The 17,527-nt window shown below is 38.7% G+C and carries 18 protein-coding genes; 7 read left to right on the top strand and 11 right to left on the bottom strand.

The window, feature by feature from the left end; all coding sequences use genetic code 11:
- Nucleotides 1–2 precede the first annotated feature (2 nt).
- Nucleotides 3–1,079 (bottom strand): 3-isopropylmalate dehydrogenase, encoded by a 1,077-nt coding sequence (gene leuB, locus AC6H0A_RS11050; RefSeq protein ID WP_179230803.1) that lies wholly within the window; start codon nt 1,077–1,079, stop codon nt 3–5.
- A 179-nt stretch (nt 1,080–1,258) separates the two neighbouring features.
- Nucleotides 1,259–2,806, bottom strand: a complete 1,548-nt coding sequence (leuA, locus tag AC6H0A_RS11045; protein WP_179230802.1) for a 2-isopropylmalate synthase — start codon at nt 2,804–2,806, stop codon at nt 1,259–1,261.
- Nucleotides 2,807–3,348: 542 nt separating this feature from the next.
- Between leuA and dprA the strand changes: the two genes are divergently transcribed.
- The 5 genes from dprA (at nt 3,349) to smpB (ending at nt 7,674) form a co-directional block, all read left to right on the top strand.
- Nucleotides 3,349–4,470, top strand: a complete 1,122-nt coding sequence (dprA, locus tag AC6H0A_RS11040; protein WP_497512649.1) for a DNA-processing protein DprA — start codon at nt 3,349–3,351, stop codon at nt 4,468–4,470.
- A gap of 52 nt (nt 4,471–4,522) precedes the next feature.
- A complete protein-coding gene (gene yaaA, locus AC6H0A_RS11035) occupies nt 4,523–5,299 on the top strand; it encodes a peroxide stress protein YaaA (RefSeq protein WP_044232177.1) in 777 nt (258 codons plus the stop codon).
- A complete protein-coding gene (locus tag AC6H0A_RS11030) occupies nt 5,292–5,873 on the top strand; it encodes an HI_0983 family protein (protein WP_005640045.1) in 582 nt (193 codons plus the stop codon). The genes yaaA and AC6H0A_RS11030 overlap by 8 nt, the downstream gene beginning before the upstream one ends.
- 107 nt (nt 5,874–5,980) lie before the next feature.
- Nucleotides 5,981–6,946, top strand: a complete 966-nt coding sequence (gene pfkA, locus AC6H0A_RS11025) for a 6-phosphofructokinase (RefSeq protein WP_046942067.1) — start codon at nt 5,981–5,983, stop codon at nt 6,944–6,946.
- Between the two features lie 245 nt (nt 6,947–7,191).
- Nucleotides 7,192–7,674 carry an SsrA-binding protein SmpB gene (gene smpB, locus AC6H0A_RS11020; RefSeq protein ID WP_005640049.1) on the top strand — a complete coding sequence of 161 codons (483 nt, stop codon included), beginning with the start codon at nt 7,192–7,194 and terminating at the stop codon, nt 7,672–7,674.
- A gap of 51 nt (nt 7,675–7,725) precedes the next feature.
- Here smpB and AC6H0A_RS11015 read toward each other — a convergent pair whose 3' ends face one another.
- Entirely contained in the window at nt 7,726–8,514 is a 789-nt protein-coding gene (locus AC6H0A_RS11015) for an outer membrane protein assembly factor BamD (RefSeq protein WP_005636887.1), read from the bottom strand.
- Nucleotides 8,515–8,622: 108 nt separating this feature from the next.
- Between AC6H0A_RS11015 and rluD the strand changes: the two genes are divergently transcribed.
- Together rluD and pgeF are read left to right on the top strand one after the other, a co-directional pair.
- Nucleotides 8,623–9,597 (top strand): 23S rRNA pseudouridine(1911/1915/1917) synthase RluD, encoded by a 975-nt coding sequence (rluD, locus tag AC6H0A_RS11010; RefSeq protein ID WP_179230995.1) that lies wholly within the window; start codon nt 8,623–8,625, stop codon nt 9,595–9,597.
- Nucleotide 9,598: 1 nt separating this feature from the next.
- Nucleotides 9,599–10,333, top strand: coding sequence for a peptidoglycan editing factor PgeF (pgeF, locus tag AC6H0A_RS11005; RefSeq protein ID WP_005640055.1), 735 nt, complete (start codon nt 9,599–9,601; stop codon nt 10,331–10,333).
- A gap of 41 nt (nt 10,334–10,374) precedes the next feature.
- Here pgeF and mnmA read toward each other — a convergent pair whose 3' ends face one another.
- The 8 genes from mnmA to AC6H0A_RS10965 form a co-directional block, all read right to left on the bottom strand.
- Complete coding sequence (gene mnmA, locus AC6H0A_RS11000; protein WP_100199120.1) at nt 10,375–11,526, bottom strand: tRNA 2-thiouridine(34) synthase MnmA; 1,152 nt, start codon at nt 11,524–11,526, stop codon at nt 10,375–10,377.
- A gap of 116 nt (nt 11,527–11,642) precedes the next feature.
- Complete coding sequence (nqrM, locus tag AC6H0A_RS10995; protein WP_005629187.1) at nt 11,643–11,903, bottom strand: (Na+)-NQR maturation NqrM; 261 nt, start codon at nt 11,901–11,903, stop codon at nt 11,643–11,645.
- Between the two features lie 2 nt (nt 11,904–11,905).
- Nucleotides 11,906–12,946, bottom strand: coding sequence for an FAD:protein FMN transferase (locus AC6H0A_RS10990; protein ID WP_179230996.1), 1,041 nt, complete (start codon nt 12,944–12,946; stop codon nt 11,906–11,908).
- Nucleotides 12,947–13,089: 143 nt separating this feature from the next.
- Nucleotides 13,090–14,325: an NADH:ubiquinone reductase (Na(+)-transporting) subunit F gene (nqrF, locus tag AC6H0A_RS10985; protein WP_179230997.1), complete on the bottom strand. Its 1,236-nt coding sequence runs from the start codon at nt 14,323–14,325 to the stop codon at nt 13,090–13,092.
- Between the two features lie 12 nt (nt 14,326–14,337).
- Entirely contained in the window at nt 14,338–14,934 is a 597-nt protein-coding gene (nqrE, locus tag AC6H0A_RS10980) for an NADH:ubiquinone reductase (Na(+)-transporting) subunit E (protein ID WP_005631374.1), read from the bottom strand.
- A gap of 3 nt (nt 14,935–14,937) precedes the next feature.
- Nucleotides 14,938–15,564: an NADH:ubiquinone reductase (Na(+)-transporting) subunit D gene (gene nqrD / locus AC6H0A_RS10975; protein ID WP_005629349.1), complete on the bottom strand. Its 627-nt coding sequence runs from the start codon at nt 15,562–15,564 to the stop codon at nt 14,938–14,940.
- Complete coding sequence (locus tag AC6H0A_RS10970) at nt 15,564–16,298, bottom strand: Na(+)-translocating NADH-quinone reductase subunit C (RefSeq protein ID WP_005629176.1); 735 nt, start codon at nt 16,296–16,298, stop codon at nt 15,564–15,566. Before AC6H0A_RS10970 ends, nqrD begins: the two co-directional genes overlap by 1 nt.
- Nucleotides 16,291–17,526 (bottom strand): NADH:ubiquinone reductase (Na(+)-transporting) subunit B, encoded by a 1,236-nt coding sequence (locus AC6H0A_RS10965; RefSeq protein WP_005640063.1) that lies wholly within the window; start codon nt 17,524–17,526, stop codon nt 16,291–16,293. Before AC6H0A_RS10965 ends, AC6H0A_RS10970 begins: the two co-directional genes overlap by 8 nt.
- Nucleotide 17,527: the final 1 nt, after the last annotated feature.

Raw genomic sequence — 17,527 nt, 5'->3', positions numbered from 1 at the left:
TATTAGATTGCGTCAGCAATCAATGTGCCCATTTCCGCAGTTGAAACAGGCGTAGAATCATCGGCTAAATCACCCGTACGGTGACCATTTGCTAAGATTTGCTGTACCGCACTTTCAATGGAATCCGCTGCTTCATTTAAGTTGAAACTGTAACGTAACATCATTGCCGCAGAAAGAATTTGTGCGATTGGATTAGCAATGCCTTTGCCTGCGATATCTGGAGCGGAACCGCCAGCCGGTTCATATAGGCAGAAACCTTCTTCGTTTAAGCTAGCGGATGGCAACATCCCCATAGAACCCGTGATCATCGCTGCTTCATCAGAAATAATATCGCCAAAAATGTTAGAGCAGAGTAGCACATCGAAAGACTCAGGCGCTTTGATTAACTGCATGGTCGCGTTGTCGATATAGATATGCTCTAAGGTGACTTCTGGATATTCTTTTGCAATTTCTGTCACGGTTTCACGCCATAAAATAGAAGACTGTAATACGTTCGCTTTATCCACAGAAGTGACTTTTTTATTACGCTTCATTGCTGCCTCAAAAGCGGCTCTAGCAATACGCTCGATTTCATATTTGTAATACACTTCCGTATCAAATGCTTTGGTTTGTGCGCCTTCGCCCTCACGGCCTTTAGGCTGACCGAAATAAATTCCGCCTGTTAATTCACGAACCACCACCATATCAAAACCTTTCGCAGCAATATCAGCACATAATGGACAGAATTTTTCGAGTCCTTTATAAAGGGTAGCAGGGCGGAGATTACAGAATAATTTGAAATGTTTACGCAATGGTAATAATGCACCGCGTTCTGGTTGTTGATCAGGTGGTAAATTTGTCCATTTAGGGCCACCAACAGAACCAAACAAAATCGCGTCAGCTTCATCACAGCCTTTTAAAGTTTCTGTTGGTAATGGGCAACCACAATGATCAATGGCTGCACCACCTACATAAAACTCGTTGAAGTTAAGTTTAAAACCAAATTTTTCTTGAACTTTGTTTAATACCTTAATCGCTTCCGCCATTACTTCAGGGCCAATACCATCGCCTGGTAATACAGCTACATTGTATGATTGCATATTATTTTTCCTATTTCTTTCACACTAAAGTGCGGTTAATTTTCTTCATATTTTCTCCTCTCTTTTATAAAGAGGAGTTTGGGGGGAGATTTTAACGATATAAAATTCACCACTGAGGTTGATGTTACTTCTGCCAAATCTCCCCTAACCCCTCTTTGCTAAAGAGGGGGACTAATCAATTAATGATGTTTATGGCTTTTAATATCGGCGACTTTATGAGCACGATAAATAGTATTAATCGCATGAACTAAAGCAAGCGCGGAAGATTCAACGATGTCTGTTGCTAAACCAACACCGTGGAATTTACGCCCTTCGTGTTCAACCACAATATCCACTTGCCCTAATGCTTCAGCGCCCTCGCCTTTAGCGGTTAAGTTATAGTGAGACATTTTGATTTCTAAGCCAGTTAAATTTAAGATGGCGTTGTAAACCGCATCGACTGGGCCGTTACCTCCAATTGAAGAGGTACTTAATTTTTCGCCATCTAATTTCAATTGAACAAAAGCGGTTGCTGGATATTCTTTCGTTGAATGCGCTGAAAGTTTATCTAATACCAAACGATCTTCATCCCCTTGTTGCATATCAATAAACGCCAATGCTTCCAAGTCATAATCGAATACCTGACCTTTTTTATCCGCCAATTTTAAGAACGCATCATACAATTTGTCCAAATCATAATCTTGTTCATTGTAGCCCATATCCGTCATATGACCTTTCACCGCCGCGCGACCAGAACGTGCGGTTAAGTTTAATTTCTCTTTCTTCAAGCCAATGGTTTCCGGCGACATGATTTCGTAGGTATTTTTGTTTTTCAACATACCATCTTGGTGAATACCAGAAGAGTGAGCAAAAGCATTTGAACCCACAATCGCTTTATTTGGTTGAATTGGCATATTACAAAGTTGGCTCACCATTTGGCTGACACGGTGAATTTCTTGCGTGTTGATGCGAGTATCTACACCCATAAATTCTTGGCGAACTTTCATTGCCATCACCACTTCTTCCAAGGCGGTATTGCCTGCGCGCTCGCCGATACCGTTGATAGTACATTCAATTTGACGCGCACCATTTTGTACTGCAGTTAAAGAATTAGCGGTTGCCATACCTAAGTCATTATGGCAATGCACAGAAATCACAGCTTTATCGATATTTGGCACGCGATTGCGCACTTGAGCAATAATGTTGCCGTATTCATTTGGTAAGCAAAAACCTACTGTATCGGGAATATTTACTGTAGTTGCACCCGCATCGATTGCCGCTTCAACAATACGACAGATATTATCAATACCTGTACGGCCGGCATCTTCGCAAGAGAACTCAACATCATCCGTATAATTACGTGCGCGTTTCACTGCTGCAACAGCCATTTCTACCACATCATCAAAAGAACGTTTTAATTTCGCTTCAACGTGCAATGCGGAACTTGCAATAAAAGTATGAATACGGAATGCCTCAGCAACTTTCAATGCCTCGTATGCGGCATCAATGTCTTTATCTACTGCTCGAGATAACGCGGCAACACGAGAATTTTTGATATAACGCGCAATGGTTTGAACAGACTCAAAATCTCCTTGAGAAGAAACGGGGAACCCCACTTCCATTACATCCACACCTAAACGTTCAAGTGCTAAAGCAATCTGTAATTTCTCTTTTACCGTCAAACTTGCTTTTAATGCCTGTTCCCCATCACGCAAGGTAGTATCAAAAATAATAACGCGATCTGTCATAACAATGTCCTTACTAAAAGTCCTTCTGAAATCACTCCGAAAGTGCGGCGCATTTTCCTGTATTTTTTAGACAAAAAACCCGCAGCTTATAAAGTGCGGGTTTAAAATTGGGCATTTACATCTGATGTTTTTCATCCACAACTTAGCCGCACACAAAATGTGAGAGCAGCAGGTTGAGAGATAAAGAAACAATACGAGACATAAATAAAAATCCTTCTGTGTAAAACGCTTTTCATATTACGAATAAAAAACTGGCTGTCAAACTATTTTTTAGCGTTTTATATCAAAAAAATTTATTTCAACACAACATAAAATATACATTTAACTAATAAATTAAAGATAAAAAGAATATTCAACCAAGTCTATTACAATCAGCAAATTTTTATTATTTAATTTTTTACATTTTCAAAATAACAAAAATTTTGCAATTTTTTACTCATCAAAAAGAATTTTTGCGATCTATATCGCAAAATGCTTTCAAGTTAATCGTTTCTTTCACTCGTATTTTCCATACTAAATTTTCAAATCAAAAAGGAAAAAGCATGCACGATATTACTTACACGCTACTCCGCCTAATGCAAGTCCCTAAACTTGGCGGAGTGGGCATTGATAAAATTTTATCCAATATTACGCTAGATGAGTTACTTAATTATGATGATGTTGCTTTTCGACAAATGGGATGGGGAGCCATTCAAATTCGTCGTTGGTTCAAGCCTGAAACAAAATTTATTGAGCCAGCGCTAGAGTGGTCACAAAAAGAGGGAAATCATTTGGTGAATTATTTTTCCCCTTTTTACCCCTTTCTATTGAAACAGATAGCGAGCTTTCCCCCTCTGCTATTTGTAAAAGGAAATTTGACCGCACTTTCACAACGTCAAATTGCCATAGTGGGAAGTCGCTACTGCACAGCTTATGGTGAATATTGGGCTAAATATTTTGCTACGGAACTTTCATTGGCTGGCTTTACGATTACTAGTGGACTTGCGTTGGGAATAGATGGGCATTGCCATCAAGCGGTTGTTGATATTCAAGGACCAACCATTGCAGTTTTAGGAAGCGGATTAGAACAAATTTATCCCGTAAAGCACCGAAAACTTTCAGAACTCATTTTGCAAAATAACGGTACATTAGTTTCTGAGTTTTTACCAAACCAAGCACCAATTGCGACAAACTTCCCTCGTCGTAATAGGATTATTAGCGGGCTTTCGGTCGGGACATTAGTAGTTGAAGCCACAGAAAAAAGCGGCTCTCTGATTACCGCTCGGTATGCATTGGAACAAAATCGAGAGGTTTTTGCTGTGCCAGGCAATATTCAAAGTGAATTTAGCCAAGGTTGTAATCGTCTCATTAAACAAGGCGCAATATTGGTGGAAAATGCAAAGGATATTTTGGAAACTCTCTACCAACATTCTATCCATAGCCAAACTGAAATCGATTTTGACCAGATTGCAGTGCCTAATTACACGCCCCCCCCCGATCCTCACCGATTAGTAGAAGCACCAAGTCACCCGAAACTTTACTCGCGTATCGGTTACACTCCCGTGAGCATTGATGATTTAGCTGAAGAATTTAACTTGAGTGTCGATGTTTTACTTGTTCAGTTGCTCGATCTTGAATTGCAAGATCTCATCATGAGTGAAAATGGGCTATATAAACGCGTTTAGTGTAAATTTTTATGCTAATATACGCCCATTCTTTTTTCATAAAAGGACGATTATGTTAGCCATTATCTCCCCTGCGAAAACCCTTGACTTTGAAAGTGCGGTAAAAAATTTTCCTGTTTCTCAACCGCACTTTACTGATTACAGCGAACAACTTATTGAGGTTTGTCGTAAACTTTCTCCACAAGATCTTTCATCACTTATGTCTATCAGCGATAAGTTAGCTGGGCTTAATGTTGCACGCTTTTCTGAATGGACAAAAATTCACAATGAAAATAATTCCCGCGCTGCATTATTTGCATTTAAAGGCGATGTTTATACTGGTTTAAATGCTGATTCACTTTCTGAGGATGATGTCCTTTTTGCGCAATCCCATTTACGTATGCTTTCTGGGCTTTATGGGCTTTTAAAACCACTTGATTTAATGCAACCTTACCGATTAGAAATGGGCACAAAATTAGCTAATCCAAAAGGAAAAGATCTGTATGCCTTTTGGGGAAATGTGATCACTCAAGCGGTTCAACAAGCTATAGATGAACAAGGTGATAATATTCTGATAAATTTAGCCTCGGATGAATATTATAAATCAGTTAAAGAAAACCAACTTAAAGCCAAGATAATCAAGCCAGTTTTCTTAGATAATAAAAATGGCAAATACAAAGTAATTAGTTTTTATGCTAAAAAAGCGCGAGGCTTGATGTGTCGCTATATTATTCAACATCGTTTAACTGAAATTGAACAATTAAAAGAATTTGATTTAGGTGGTTATTGGTTTGATTCAGCATCCTCCACTGAAACCGAATTTGTATTTAAGCGAGATATTAATGAATAAAATTTTTGTTATTTTGACCGCACTTATACTCTCTGGCTGTGCAACTAAGCTGACGCAATTAAATGTGCCTACGCAGTTAGAGCACAACGGTAAAAATTATGCCCTTACTGGCAGCCAAGATTTAGAAACCATTGCTCGCTATGTTTATATAGCTAAGCCAGATACGCTAGAAAATTGGCAATCTGAAATTGAAATTCTCTTTGATCGCAATCAACCAGCGCGCTCAATTAAAGAGCGGATCGCATTGAGAGAACGTATTTATCGTAATACAGGCGTAAAAGATTTCCATTTCGATGCTATTCCAGAAAATTCAACCAATCCAAATGAATTAAATGGATATGTCATCTATTCGCCAACGAAAGAAAATCCATCTTGGCAAATCAATGTGATGAAAGGACGACAATTACCACAATGTGGCTTTGTTCAGTATCAATATTCGCAAAAAGTACAACAACCAACACTTTCTAAACATTTATCCATCGATAAAGTGCAACAACATTTGCAAAAATACGTTGTGGATATAGAAAGAAAGCATTTACAAGATTTGAAGTGGCAACTGTTCTGTCAAAAATAATGTAAAAAATTATGCCGGATCAAAATCTCATCAAATTTTGCTAGAGCGGATACCTCTAATGATGTAATCTTATACCAGTTTCCAATTACGGTTAAAAGTAGGTAAATATGATTAAAAAAATTGCAGTTTTAACAAGTGGTGGCGATGCGCCAGGTATGAATGCAGCAATTCGTGGCGTAGTACGTTCAGCACTTGCAGAAGGCCTAGAAGTGTTTGGTATCTATGATGGTTACCAAGGCTTATACAACAATAAAATCAAACAACTAAACCGCTACAGCGTATCTGATGTGATTAATCGCGGCGGTACTTTCTTAGGTTCTGCACGCTTTCCTGAATTTAAAGATCCAAATGTTCGTGCGAAATGCGCAGAAATTTTACGTTCTCACGGCATTGATGCACTTGTGGTTATCGGTGGTGACGGTTCTTACATGGGTGCAAAATTGTTAACCGAAGAACATGGTTTCCCTTGTGTTGGCTTACCTGGCACTATTGATAATGATGTTGCAGGTACTGACTATACCATCGGCTATCAAACTGCATTACAAACTGCAGTAGATGCAATCGACCGTTTACGCGATACATCAAGCTCACACCAACGTATTTCTATCGTTGAAATTATGGGGCGCCATTGTAGTGACTTAACGATTTCTGCAGGCATCGCTGGCGGTTGTGAATATATCGTCGCATCAGAAATTGAATTTAATCGCGAAGAATTAATTCAGCAAATTGAACGGAGTATTATTCGTGGTAAACGCCATGCAATTATTGCAATCACAGAACTTTTAACCGATGTTCATTCTCTCGCGAAAGAAATTGAAGCTCGCGTTGGGCACGAAACTCGTGCAACTGTTTTAGGGCATATTCAACGTGGCGGTTCTCCTTGTGCTTTTGACCGTATTCTTGCTTCACGTATGGGCGCATACGCGGTAGATTTATTGCTACAAGGTAAAGGTGGCTACTGCGTAGGCATCCAAAATGAACAACTTGTTCACCATGATATTATTGATGCAATTAATAATATGCATCGTGAATTTAAAGGTGATTGGCTTAAAGTGGCAAAACGTTTGGAATAATCGTTTATTCACTTTATATAAATCACCAAAACTTAATTCATCTTTTTTATCTCACTTAAACAGACACAGCAATGTGTCTGTTTTTTCTTACAAAAGTGCGGTGATTTTTTCTTGAATTTTCTATAAATCATTTCACTTTTAAAGTTTAAAAATACACGCGACTGCCAGTTATCCCTAGATGATCTTTTTTGCTATAAAAATAGATATCCGATAAAATGCGCCAAGCAAAATAAGGTATAAAAATTATGACAAAGAAAAAAGTAAAACCAGGATCAAATACTATCGCACTGAATAAACGTGCGAAACATGATTATTTTATAGAAGATGAAATTGAAGCAGGTCTTGAACTACAAGGCTGGGAAGTCAAATCAATGCGCGCAGGCAAGGCAAACATTAGTGATAGTTATGTCATTTTCAAAAATGGCGAAGCCTTTTTATTCGGTGCAAGCATTCAGCCATTAAATGTTGCATCAACGCATATTGTTTGTGATCCAACTCGCACTCGTAAGTTATTATTAAATAAACGCGAATTAGCATCCCTATTTGGCAAAGCAAACCGAGACGGTTTTACCATCGTAGCGCTTTCTCTTTATTGGAAAAGTGCATGGGCAAAAGTCAAAATTGGTTTAGCCAAAGGTAAAAAACAACATGATAAACGCGATGATATTAAAGAGCGTGAATGGAAAGTAACAAAAGATCGCATTATGAAAAATGCACATCGAGGATAATATATAGCAAAAAGCCCGAAATTATTCGGGCTTTTTATTCATATCTTGTGGTTATTTAGCAGTCGGAACTTTTAATTCTGGCTCATCTGGTTTTTCAATTGGCGCAAAGGTTTTATCTTTATTCGCATCAATAATTTTTTGGGTATCATTGGCTAATGCTGTTAAACCCATTTTTTCATAAGCTTCTTTCATCAAAGACAAACCTTCATAAGTTGCTTTAGCATCAGGATATTGTTTCAACATTCCAACTACACGGTTTGACACTGCAACCCAAGCATCACGTTTTGCATAGAATTTTGCGATATCTAACTCATGACGAGCAAGCGCATCTTTAATATAAGCCATACGCGCTAAAGCATCTTGAGCATAAGGGCTATTAGGGAATACACGAACTAAATTTTGGAAATTAGAAAAAGCGGTACGCATAGAAGTAGTTTCGCGTGTCGCACGATCAATCCCAAAGAAATCTTGAATGAAATTGTCACCTGTTGCGGCATTGGTTAACCCCGCCATATAGACTGCATAGTCTTGGTTAGGACTTTGTGGAAATTGATGTAAAAAGCTATCTACCGTCAATAATACTTGCGTATAATCTTGCGCTTTATAGTTTGCATAAATTAAATCTAGCATCGCCTGTTCTTGATAAATACTACCAGGGAAACGTTCAGTCGCCGCTTTTAAATAACGAATAGCTTCAGAATAGCCGCCTTCTTGTAATGATGTAACACCTTTAGTGTACAACTCATTTACTGATGCTTGCTCCACATCTTTTGAACCACTTGAACATCCAACAACCAATGCTGCCACGGCAAGCAATGCCAAAGATTTTATTTTACGCATTGTTTTTTTCCTTAATTTTTACGAAAACCAATAAATAAGATACAATTGTCCGCTATTGTATAGAACATTAATCAATAAGCCAACTTTTAAAATTTTTGAGAGCTATTTATGCCACAAATTACCCTTTCCGCTGAAGTGCAGTCAGAACAAATGGGACAGCGTTTAGACCAAACACTTGCAGAGTTGTTCCCTGAATATTCTCGCTCCCGATTAAAAACATGGATTGAAGCCGATCTCGTAAAACTTAATGATCGTATTACCAATATTCCGCGTGAGAAAGTGCTCGGAGGAGAAAAAATAGAAATCACCGTAGAAGTGGAAGATGAGACACGTTTTGAACCAGAAAATATTCCATTGAATATCGTGTATGAAGATGACGACATTATTGTGATTAATAAACCCAAAGATCTTGTCGTACACCCTGGTGCTGGCAATCCAAATGGAACTGTGCTCAATGCGCTACTCTATCATTATCCGCCTATTGCAGAAGTACCGAGAGCAGGAATTGTGCATCGATTAGATAAAGATACGACAGGTCTAATGATTGTCGCAAAAACTATTCCAGCACAAACCAAGTTAGTACGTAACTTACAAAAACGCAAAATTACGCGTGAATATGAAGCGGTCGCTTCAGGCATTATGACCAAAGGTGGTACAGTAGATCAACCTATGGCTCGTCATGCAACCAAACGTACTTTAATGGCTGTTCATCCAATGGGAAAACCAGCTGTCACCCATTATCGTATTATGGAAAATTACCGTAACTACACCCGTTTACGTTTACGTTTAGAAACGGGGCGTACACACCAAATCCGTGTTCATATGGCACATATTGCCCATCCATTGCTAGGCGATCAAACCTATGGCGGACGCCCTCGTCCGCCTAAAAATGCTAGTGAAGACTTTATGGAAGTATTGCGTAATTTCAAACGCCAAGCTTTACATGCGGTCATGTTACGCTTAGCTCATCCAATTACAGGTGAAATGATGGAATGGTATGCCCCATTACCTGATGACTTTGTTGAATTGCTTAATGCACTCAAAGCTGACTATCTCGAACATCAAGATGAGTTAGATTATTAATATGCAAGCGATTAACCCCAATTGGAACGTACCAAAGAATATTCATGCCTTTACCACTACTCGTGAAGGGGGCGTGAGCTTGACGCCTTATTTTAGTTTCAACTTAGGCAATCATGTCGGTGATAACAAAAGTGCGGTAAAAACTAACCGCACCTTATTAGTAGAAAAATTTGGTTTGCCACAAACACCTATATTTCTAACTCAAACACACAGTACTCGAGTCATTCAATTACCTTATTCAGGACAAAATCTTGAAGCGGATGCAGTTTATACAAATGTTCCTCATCAAGTTTGTGCTGTTATGACTGCAGACTGTTTGCCGGTTCTATTCACCACAACATCTGGCAATGAAGTAGCTGCCGCACATGCTGGCTGGCGTGGTTTATGCGATGGCGTATTAGAAGAAACTGTCAAATGCTTTCAGGCTAAACCTGAAGATATTGTCGCGTGGTTTGGCCCTGCAATTGGCCCAACAGCATTTCAAGTTGGAATTGATGTTGTAAAACAATTTGTTGCAATAGATGAAAAAGCCAAACTCGCCTTTCAACCTGATGAAATAGAAGAAGGTAAATATCTAGGTAATCTTTATCAAATCGCAACTCAGCGATTAAATAATCTCGGCATTACGCAGATTTATGGGGGAAATCACTGTACATTCAATGAAAAAGAATTGTTCTTTTCTTATCGCCGTGACAACCAAACGGGCCGAATGGCAAGTGTCATTTGGTTTGAATAAATAGTCTAAAAGCGCAAAAATGCGCTTTTAGTATTTTTATTTTATATTCTTTCTTCAATAATCCCACCGCCCAAACAAACCTCACCAAGGTAAAATACGGCAGATTGTCCTGGTGTGACGGCTGATTGAGGTTCATCGAAAATCACTCGAATAGTTTCATCATCAATAGGTTCAATCACACAAGGAATATCTTGTTGGCGATAACGTGTTTTCACCGTGCAACGTAATAACTCTCGAATTGGTTTGCGATCAACCCAATGTAATTGGCTAGCAATCAGACCTTTTGAAAATAAACGAGGATGATCGTGCCCCTGAGCGACAATAAGTTCATTATTTTCCACATCCTTATCTACCACATACCAAGCCTCATCACCCGCATTTTTTAAACCTCCAATGCCTAATCCTTTACGCTGTCCCAACGTGTGATACATCAAGCCATCATGGCGACCAATAATTTCACCATCAACAGTACGAATATCACCAGGTTGAGCCGGTAAGTAACGCGCTAAGAAATCCTTAAATTTACGCTCACCAATAAAACAAATACCGGTAGAGTCTTTTTTCTTTGCCGTAATTAAGCCAAGATCTTCAGCAATAGCGCGAACAATCGGCTTCTCAATTTCACCAATGGGGAATAAACTTTGCCCTACTTGTTTATGGCTTAAGGTATAAAGAAAATAACTTTGATCTTTATTGGCATCTAGACCACGTAATAATTTTGCATTTTCATCATCACCAGCTCTACGTACATAATGCCCTGTTGCAATATAATGGGCACCAAGATCTTCAGCTGCATATTCTAAAAACGCTTTAAATTTAATTTCTTTATTACACAAAATATCTGGGTTCGGCGTGCGCCCTGCTTTATATTCAGTTAAAAAATGTTCAAAGACATTATCCCAATATTCTGCCGCAAAATTAATTTTATGTAGCTTGATACCCAATTTATCACATACTGCTTGAGCATCTGCAAGATCAGCTGCTGCAGTACAGTAATCCGTATCATCATCCTCTTCCCAGTTCTTCATAAACAGGCCTTCCACCTGATAGCCTTGCTGTTGAAGAATAAAAGCTGACACAGAAGAATCCACGCCTCCAGACATACCACAAATCACTTTTTTGGTAGTATTTCTCGCAAGCTGTTCTTGTGTAAGTTGAGGAAAGTGTTGATTATAAGTATTTGAAATTAACATAGTTCTCCCGTAACTTCGGTTAAGGCGAAGCACATTGGTAATTGAATGAGAAAACGGCAAAATAATTTTGCCGTTAATTTTATTTTGCACATAAAGTGCGGTCATTTTTGAGCAAGTTATTTCACTTCATAAAATTGCGAGTCATCATCTTTTTTTGCGAATTTTTGCTCATATTCAGCTTTCGCTTGTTCATCGCCCGCATCTAATTTTGATTGAAGCGTGTCACACGGTTTATCACAATCGCAAGCTTTGGCAATACCAAGGGTAGATAAACCACCGCAGCTGCCTTTTAAACTTTGTTTTTTGATAATAAATCCGATAGACATCAACAATATAATTGCGACGAAAGCGATTAAAGTAAAAAATAAAGTTTGCATAACTATTCTTTTGTTTCTGTTAATTTTTTGAAAGCAGAGGATGATTTTGTGATAAAACCATTATCTGTTTTAATGATTAAGTAAACGGCAAGATTATTTTTCTCAGCCACTTCTAACGCCTTGTCTTCACCCAGCACAAATAAACCTGTTGATAGGCCATCTGCAGTCATTGAGGTTGGAGCAAGCACCGTAATTGAGGCTAAATGATGCTGAATTGGGTAACCTGTTTTCGGATCAATTTCATGAGCAAAGCGTTTACCATTTTCTTCAAAGTAAATACGATAATCGCCAGAACTTGCCATTCCCATATTGTCTAATCCAATGACAGCTTCAACTGCTCTTTCACCTGTTGTAGTTGGTTTTTCAATTGCGATCTGCCAAGGTTTGCCTTCAATATTTTTTCCTTTCGCACGAATTTCACCGCCGATTTCAACCATGTAATTTTGAGCATTTAATTGTTCTAACTTCTCAGCGACCTGATCAACGCCAAAGCCTTTAGCAATCGAGGATAAATCGACATAAACTTGAGGAAGTGCTTTGCTTAATGTCGGTTTTGCACCACTCATATCAAGGGCAATTTTATCAATGCCAACCCACGCTTGGCGTTCAGCTAATTGTTCTGGAGTAGGTTGTTTTTCTGGACGTTCTTCCGGGCCAAATCCCCATAAATTAACGACAGGGCCAACAGTTACATCCAATGCCCCTTCAGTCACTTTGTTTAAACGAATCGCTTCGACCAATACTTTGGCAAAATCCGCTGAAATCTCAATCGGTGTGTTCACTTGGGTATTTTGATTGAAACGGCTCAATTCCGAATCTTTTTTGTAAGTGGACATTTTCGCGTTCACATCTTTTAAGATTGCTTCAATTTCTTCATGCGTCTTTTCAGATGTTGCTTTCATTGAGCCTTCATCAAGATATTTAACATGATAAGTCGTTCCCATTGTTTTACCACTTAATGAGATAACTTTTGTTTCTTTTTGACAGGCTGCAAGACTTAATGCCATTGCTACAGCCATAATACCTCTTATTAATTTTTTCATCTGGATTTCCTACATCTGTGAATTACTGGCAAACTTGACAAAACTTACCTGTAATCATAGAAATTTTCTAAAAACACCTTAAATTTTGACCGCACTTCATCACAAAGTGCGGTCAGTTTTTATGATGAATTGATTAACTAAAATCAGCCACCAAAGTCATCTAATAAAATGTTTTCATCTTCAACGCCAAGATCTTTCAACATTTTAATTACAGCTGCATTCATCACTGGAGGTCCACACATATAGTATTCACAATCCTCTGGTGCTTCATGATTTTTCAAGTAGTTTTCATAAAGTACATTGTGAATAAAGCCTGTATAGCCAGTCCAATTATCTTCAGGCAATGCGTCCGATAATGCAACATGCCATACAAAGTTTGGATTTTCAGCTTGTAATTGGTCAAAGTCTTCTTGATAGAAGATTTCACGTTTAGAACGTGCACCATACCAGAATGACATTTTACGTTTAGAGTGAAGACGTTTTAATTGGTCAAAAATATGAGAACGCATTGGCGCCATACCCGCACCACCACCGATAAATACCATTTCTGCATCAGTTTCTTTCGCAAAGAATTCACCAAATGGGCCAGAAATAGTCACTTTATCACCTGCTTTTAATGACCAAATGTATGAAGACATTTGACCTGGAGGTGCATCAGGTTGACGTGGCGGAGGCGTTGCAATACGCACGTTAAGCATAATGATGCCTTTCTCTTTAGGGTATGAAGCCATTGAGTAAGCACGGATAATATGCTCGTCCACTTTAGACACGTAACGCCATAAATCATATTTATCCCAGTCTTCGTGGTATTCTTCTGGAATATCAAAATCTTTATAGTAAACCGTATGTGGATCAGCTTCGATTTGGATATAACCACCCGCACGGAAAGGAACTTCTTCACCTTCAGGAATAGCCAATTTAAGCTCTTTGATAAAGGTTGCTTTGTTATCGTTAGAAATAACAGTACATTCCCATTTTTTCACGCCGAAGATTTCTTCTGGAAGTTCAACTTCCATATTACCTTTCACATTAACTTGACAAGCTAGACGATAACCTTCTTTTGCTTCACGTTTGTTGATGTGAGAAAGTTCGGTTGGGAGGATTTCTCCGCCACCATTTTTCACTTTAACAATACATTGACCACAAGAGCCACCACCGCCACAAGCAGAAGATACAAAAATACCTTTACTTGCTAAAGCACCTAATAATTTGCCACCTGCAGGTAATGTGATCGCTTTTTCAGGATCGTCATTAATACCGATAGTAATATCACCAGAATCGACTAATTTTGATTTCGCAAATAAGATGATCGCCACTAACACTAATACAATAACTGTAAATGCGGCAATACCGAGTGCAAGAATTACTGAATCGCTCATTGATTACACTCCTTATAATTGAATACCAGAGAAAGACATAAAGCCTAACGCCATTAAACCAACAGAGATAAAGGTAATACCTAAACCTTTTAATCCTGCAGGAATATCAGCATATTTCATTTTCTCAGTTAAGCCAGCAAGTGCCACAATCGCCAACATCCAACCTAAACCTGAGCCAAAACCGTACACGATAGATTCAGGGAAATTGTAATCACGTTGAACCATGAAAGATACCCCACCAAAAATCGCACAGTTTACTGCGATTAACGGTAAGAAAATCCCTAATGCGTTATAAAGAGATGGCATAAATTTATCTAATACCATTTCAAGAATTTGCACTAAACCAGCAATAACCCCGATGAAGGTAATGAAATTCAAGAATGATAAGTCCACACCTTCAATTAAAGCATTTTCTTTTAGTACATTGGCATAAATTAATTGGTTTACTGGCACTGCGATACCAAGAACGAAAGTTACCGCAATACCAAGACCAAACGCAGTTGATACCTTTTTAGATACTGCTAAGAAAGTACACATTCCTAAGAAGAAGGAAAGTGCCATATTTTCAATGAAGACTGCCTTAACGAATAGGCTAATATAATGTTCCATTGATTACTTCTCCTGTTGCTCTGGTTTCCAAGTTCTTAATCCCCAGATAACAAATCCGATGATAAAGAATGCACTTGGTGCAAGTAGGAATAAACCATTTGCTTGGTACCAACCACCATTCTGAATGGTTTCAAAAATAGTCATACCAAATAATTTACCTGAACCGATAAGTTCACGGAAAAATGCTACGATAATTAACATCGCACCATAACCTAAACCATTACCGATACCATCTACAAAGCTTTCAACGGGAGGCGACTTCATCGCAAACGCTTCAGCACGTCCCATTACGATACAGTTAGTGATAATCAAGCCAACGAATACCGAAAGTTGTTTAGATAAACCATAAGCGTAGGCTTTTAATATTTGGTCAACAACGATTACAAGTGATGCAATAATTGCAAGTTGCACAATAATACGAATACTGTTTGGAATGTAATTGCGAATCAAAGAAACAAAGAAACTTGATAACCCAGTTACCAAACTCACCGCAATCGCCATTACAACAGCAGTTTCTAATTTTGTTGTTACCGCTAATGCAGAACAAATACCCAAAATTTGTAATGCAATCGGGTTGTTCTTAACAACCGGAGCTAACAACAGATCTTTATAATTTGCTTTTTCAGACATTAGTTTGCTCCCGCATGAAGTTTTTCAAGATATGGACCAAAACCGTTCGCACTAAACCAATAATCAAACGTACCTTGTACGCCGTTACCAGTTAAAGTCGCGCCTGATAAACCATCAATACTATGCTCATCTTGTGGAGCTTGCCCTTTCACGATGTGAATTGCAGGTTGATGTTGTTCATCAAACAATTTTTTACCTTTAAATAAACTTGCCCAGTTTGGATTTTCAATCTCACCACCCAATCCTGGTGTTTCACCATGTTGGTAGTAAGTGATTCCATTAATAGTATTACCATCTGGTTGAACAGATACTAAACCATACATCACTGACCACAAGCCAGTTCCATAAATTGGTAAAATAACTTGTTGAGTTTTACCTTGTTCATCTTTTACAAGATAAACTTCAGTCGTTTTGCTACGAGAACGAATACGTGCTTTATCCGCATCAGCAGGAATTGCTTGTTGGCTATCATCTGCTTGTTGTGTGTATTCACCCGTTGCTAAATCAACGAAGCGGGGCTCGATAAATTTTGCATAAGTTTCTTTTACATTAGTATTTTCTTGTAAAAGACCAGCTACATTTAAGATATTTTTTTGTTTATCGAGTAACTTTTGTTCTTCTTGTGCAGGCTTTAACATTACTGCGGAACCAGCAACAATAATGGAACAAACTAAACTCAGTAGCAATACGACAAGAATTGTGCCGCCTACGCTGTCTTTATTAAACTTAGCCATTTGTTCTTGCTCTCCGACGTTTGATATTTGCTTGAACAACGATGTAGTCGAAAATCGGTGCAAATAAGTTTGCAAATAAAATCGCTAACATCATTCCTTCTGGATAAGCTGGGTTTACAGTACGAATTAATACAGCCATCACACCAATTAATGCACCGTACCACCACTTACCTGCACTGGTAAAGGATGCTGAAACAGGGTCTGTTGCCATAAATACCATACCTAATGCAAATCCACCTAAAACAAGGTGCCAATGCCAAGGCATTGAGAACATTGGGTTAGTATCAGAACCAACTAAATTGAATAGAGTTGAAGTTGCAATCATACCAATCATCACACCAGCAATGATGCGCCATGCAGCAATACGAGTGAACACAATCACTGCGCCGCCGATTAAAATTGCAAGCGTAGAAACTTCGCCCATTGAACCAGGTAAGTTACCAACAAAAGCATCCATCCAAGTGATTGGAGCACCAGTGGCTGTATGTTGTAATGCTCCCTGACCACCTTGTGACCATTGTGAAAGTGCGGTTGCACCAGAGAAACCATCAGCAGCAGTCCAAACAGTATCACCTGAAATTTGAGCTGGATAGGCGAAGAACAAGAAAGCTCGGCCTGCAAGTGCAGGGTTCATGAAGTTACGACCAACGCCACCAAAAATTTCTTTTGCAACAACGATACCAAAAGTAATACCTAATGCGGCTTGCCATAATGGCAATGTTGGTGGAACGATTAACGCAAATAAAATGGTTGAAACGAACATCCCTTCATTTACTTCATGACCACGCACGACTGAGAACAACAATTCCCAAATTGTACAAACGGTGAACACCACTAAGTAAATTGGTAAAAAGAAAATTGCACCCAGCGCCATTTTTGAGCCCCAAGTTGCATTGGCAGTTAAATCTAAACCTAATGAACTTGCAAGTGCATAGTGCCAATCGTTAGCAATTAGTTGATCTAAATTGCCTAATTGATTTAAGGCTGGAATCGCTTGGTTACCCACATTGTACATACCGTAGAAAATCGCAGGGAACAACGCAAGGAAAACCGTAATCATCATACGTTTTGAGTCTAACGCATCACGAACGTGAGTGTTTTTGTGCGTTACTGTACCTGGTGTATAAAGCAAGGTATAAATCGATTCAAAGATCGGATAAAGCTTGCTGTATTTACCACCTGGTAAAAACGCGGGTTCCATTTTTTCAAAAAGATTTTTTAAACCCATT

It is taken from the genome of Haemophilus sp. THUN1692 (assembly GCF_059704395.1).
This window is presented reverse-complemented; position numbering and strand designations above follow the sequence as displayed.

Coding starts and splice junctions, on each gene's coding strand:
- nqrD (WP_005629349.1), bottom strand. CDS start 15,564: ATGTCTGAAAAAGCAAATTATAAAGATCTGTTGTTAGCTCCGGTTGTT.
- nqrE (WP_005631374.1), bottom strand. CDS start 14,934: ATGGAACATTATATTAGCCTATTCGTTAAGGCAGTCTTCATTGAAAAT.
- nqrM (WP_005629187.1), bottom strand. CDS start 11,903: ATGCAAACTTTATTTTTTACTTTAATCGCTTTCGTCGCAATTATATTG.
- nqrF (WP_179230997.1), bottom strand. CDS start 14,325: ATGAGCGATTCAGTAATTCTTGCACTCGGTATTGCCGCATTTACAGTT.
- AC6H0A_RS10990 (WP_179230996.1), bottom strand. CDS start 12,946: ATGAAAAAATTAATAAGAGGTATTATGGCTGTAGCAATGGCATTAAGT.
- pgeF (WP_005640055.1), top strand. CDS start 9,599: ATGCAAGCGATTAACCCCAATTGGAACGTACCAAAGAATATTCATGCC.
- smpB (WP_005640049.1), top strand. CDS start 7,192: ATGACAAAGAAAAAAGTAAAACCAGGATCAAATACTATCGCACTGAAT.
- yaaA (WP_044232177.1), top strand. CDS start 4,523: ATGTTAGCCATTATCTCCCCTGCGAAAACCCTTGACTTTGAAAGTGCG.
- rluD (WP_179230995.1), top strand. CDS start 8,623: ATGCCACAAATTACCCTTTCCGCTGAAGTGCAGTCAGAACAAATGGGA.
- AC6H0A_RS11030 (WP_005640045.1), top strand. CDS start 5,292: ATGAATAAAATTTTTGTTATTTTGACCGCACTTATACTCTCTGGCTGT.
- leuA (WP_179230802.1), bottom strand. CDS start 2,806: ATGACAGATCGCGTTATTATTTTTGATACTACCTTGCGTGATGGGGAA.
- pfkA (WP_046942067.1), top strand. CDS start 5,981: ATGATTAAAAAAATTGCAGTTTTAACAAGTGGTGGCGATGCGCCAGGT.
- mnmA (WP_100199120.1), bottom strand. CDS start 11,526: ATGTTAATTTCAAATACTTATAATCAACACTTTCCTCAACTTACACAA.
- AC6H0A_RS10970 (WP_005629176.1), bottom strand. CDS start 16,298: ATGGCTAAGTTTAATAAAGACAGCGTAGGCGGCACAATTCTTGTCGTA.
- AC6H0A_RS11015 (WP_005636887.1), bottom strand. CDS start 8,514: ATGCGTAAAATAAAATCTTTGGCATTGCTTGCCGTGGCAGCATTGGTT.
- dprA (WP_497512649.1), top strand. CDS start 3,349: ATGCACGATATTACTTACACGCTACTCCGCCTAATGCAAGTCCCTAAA.
- leuB (WP_179230803.1), bottom strand. CDS start 1,079: ATGCAATCATACAATGTAGCTGTATTACCAGGCGATGGTATTGGCCCT.
- AC6H0A_RS10965 (WP_005640063.1), bottom strand. CDS start 17,526: ATGGGTTTAAAAAATCTTTTTGAAAAAATGGAACCCGCGTTTTTACCA.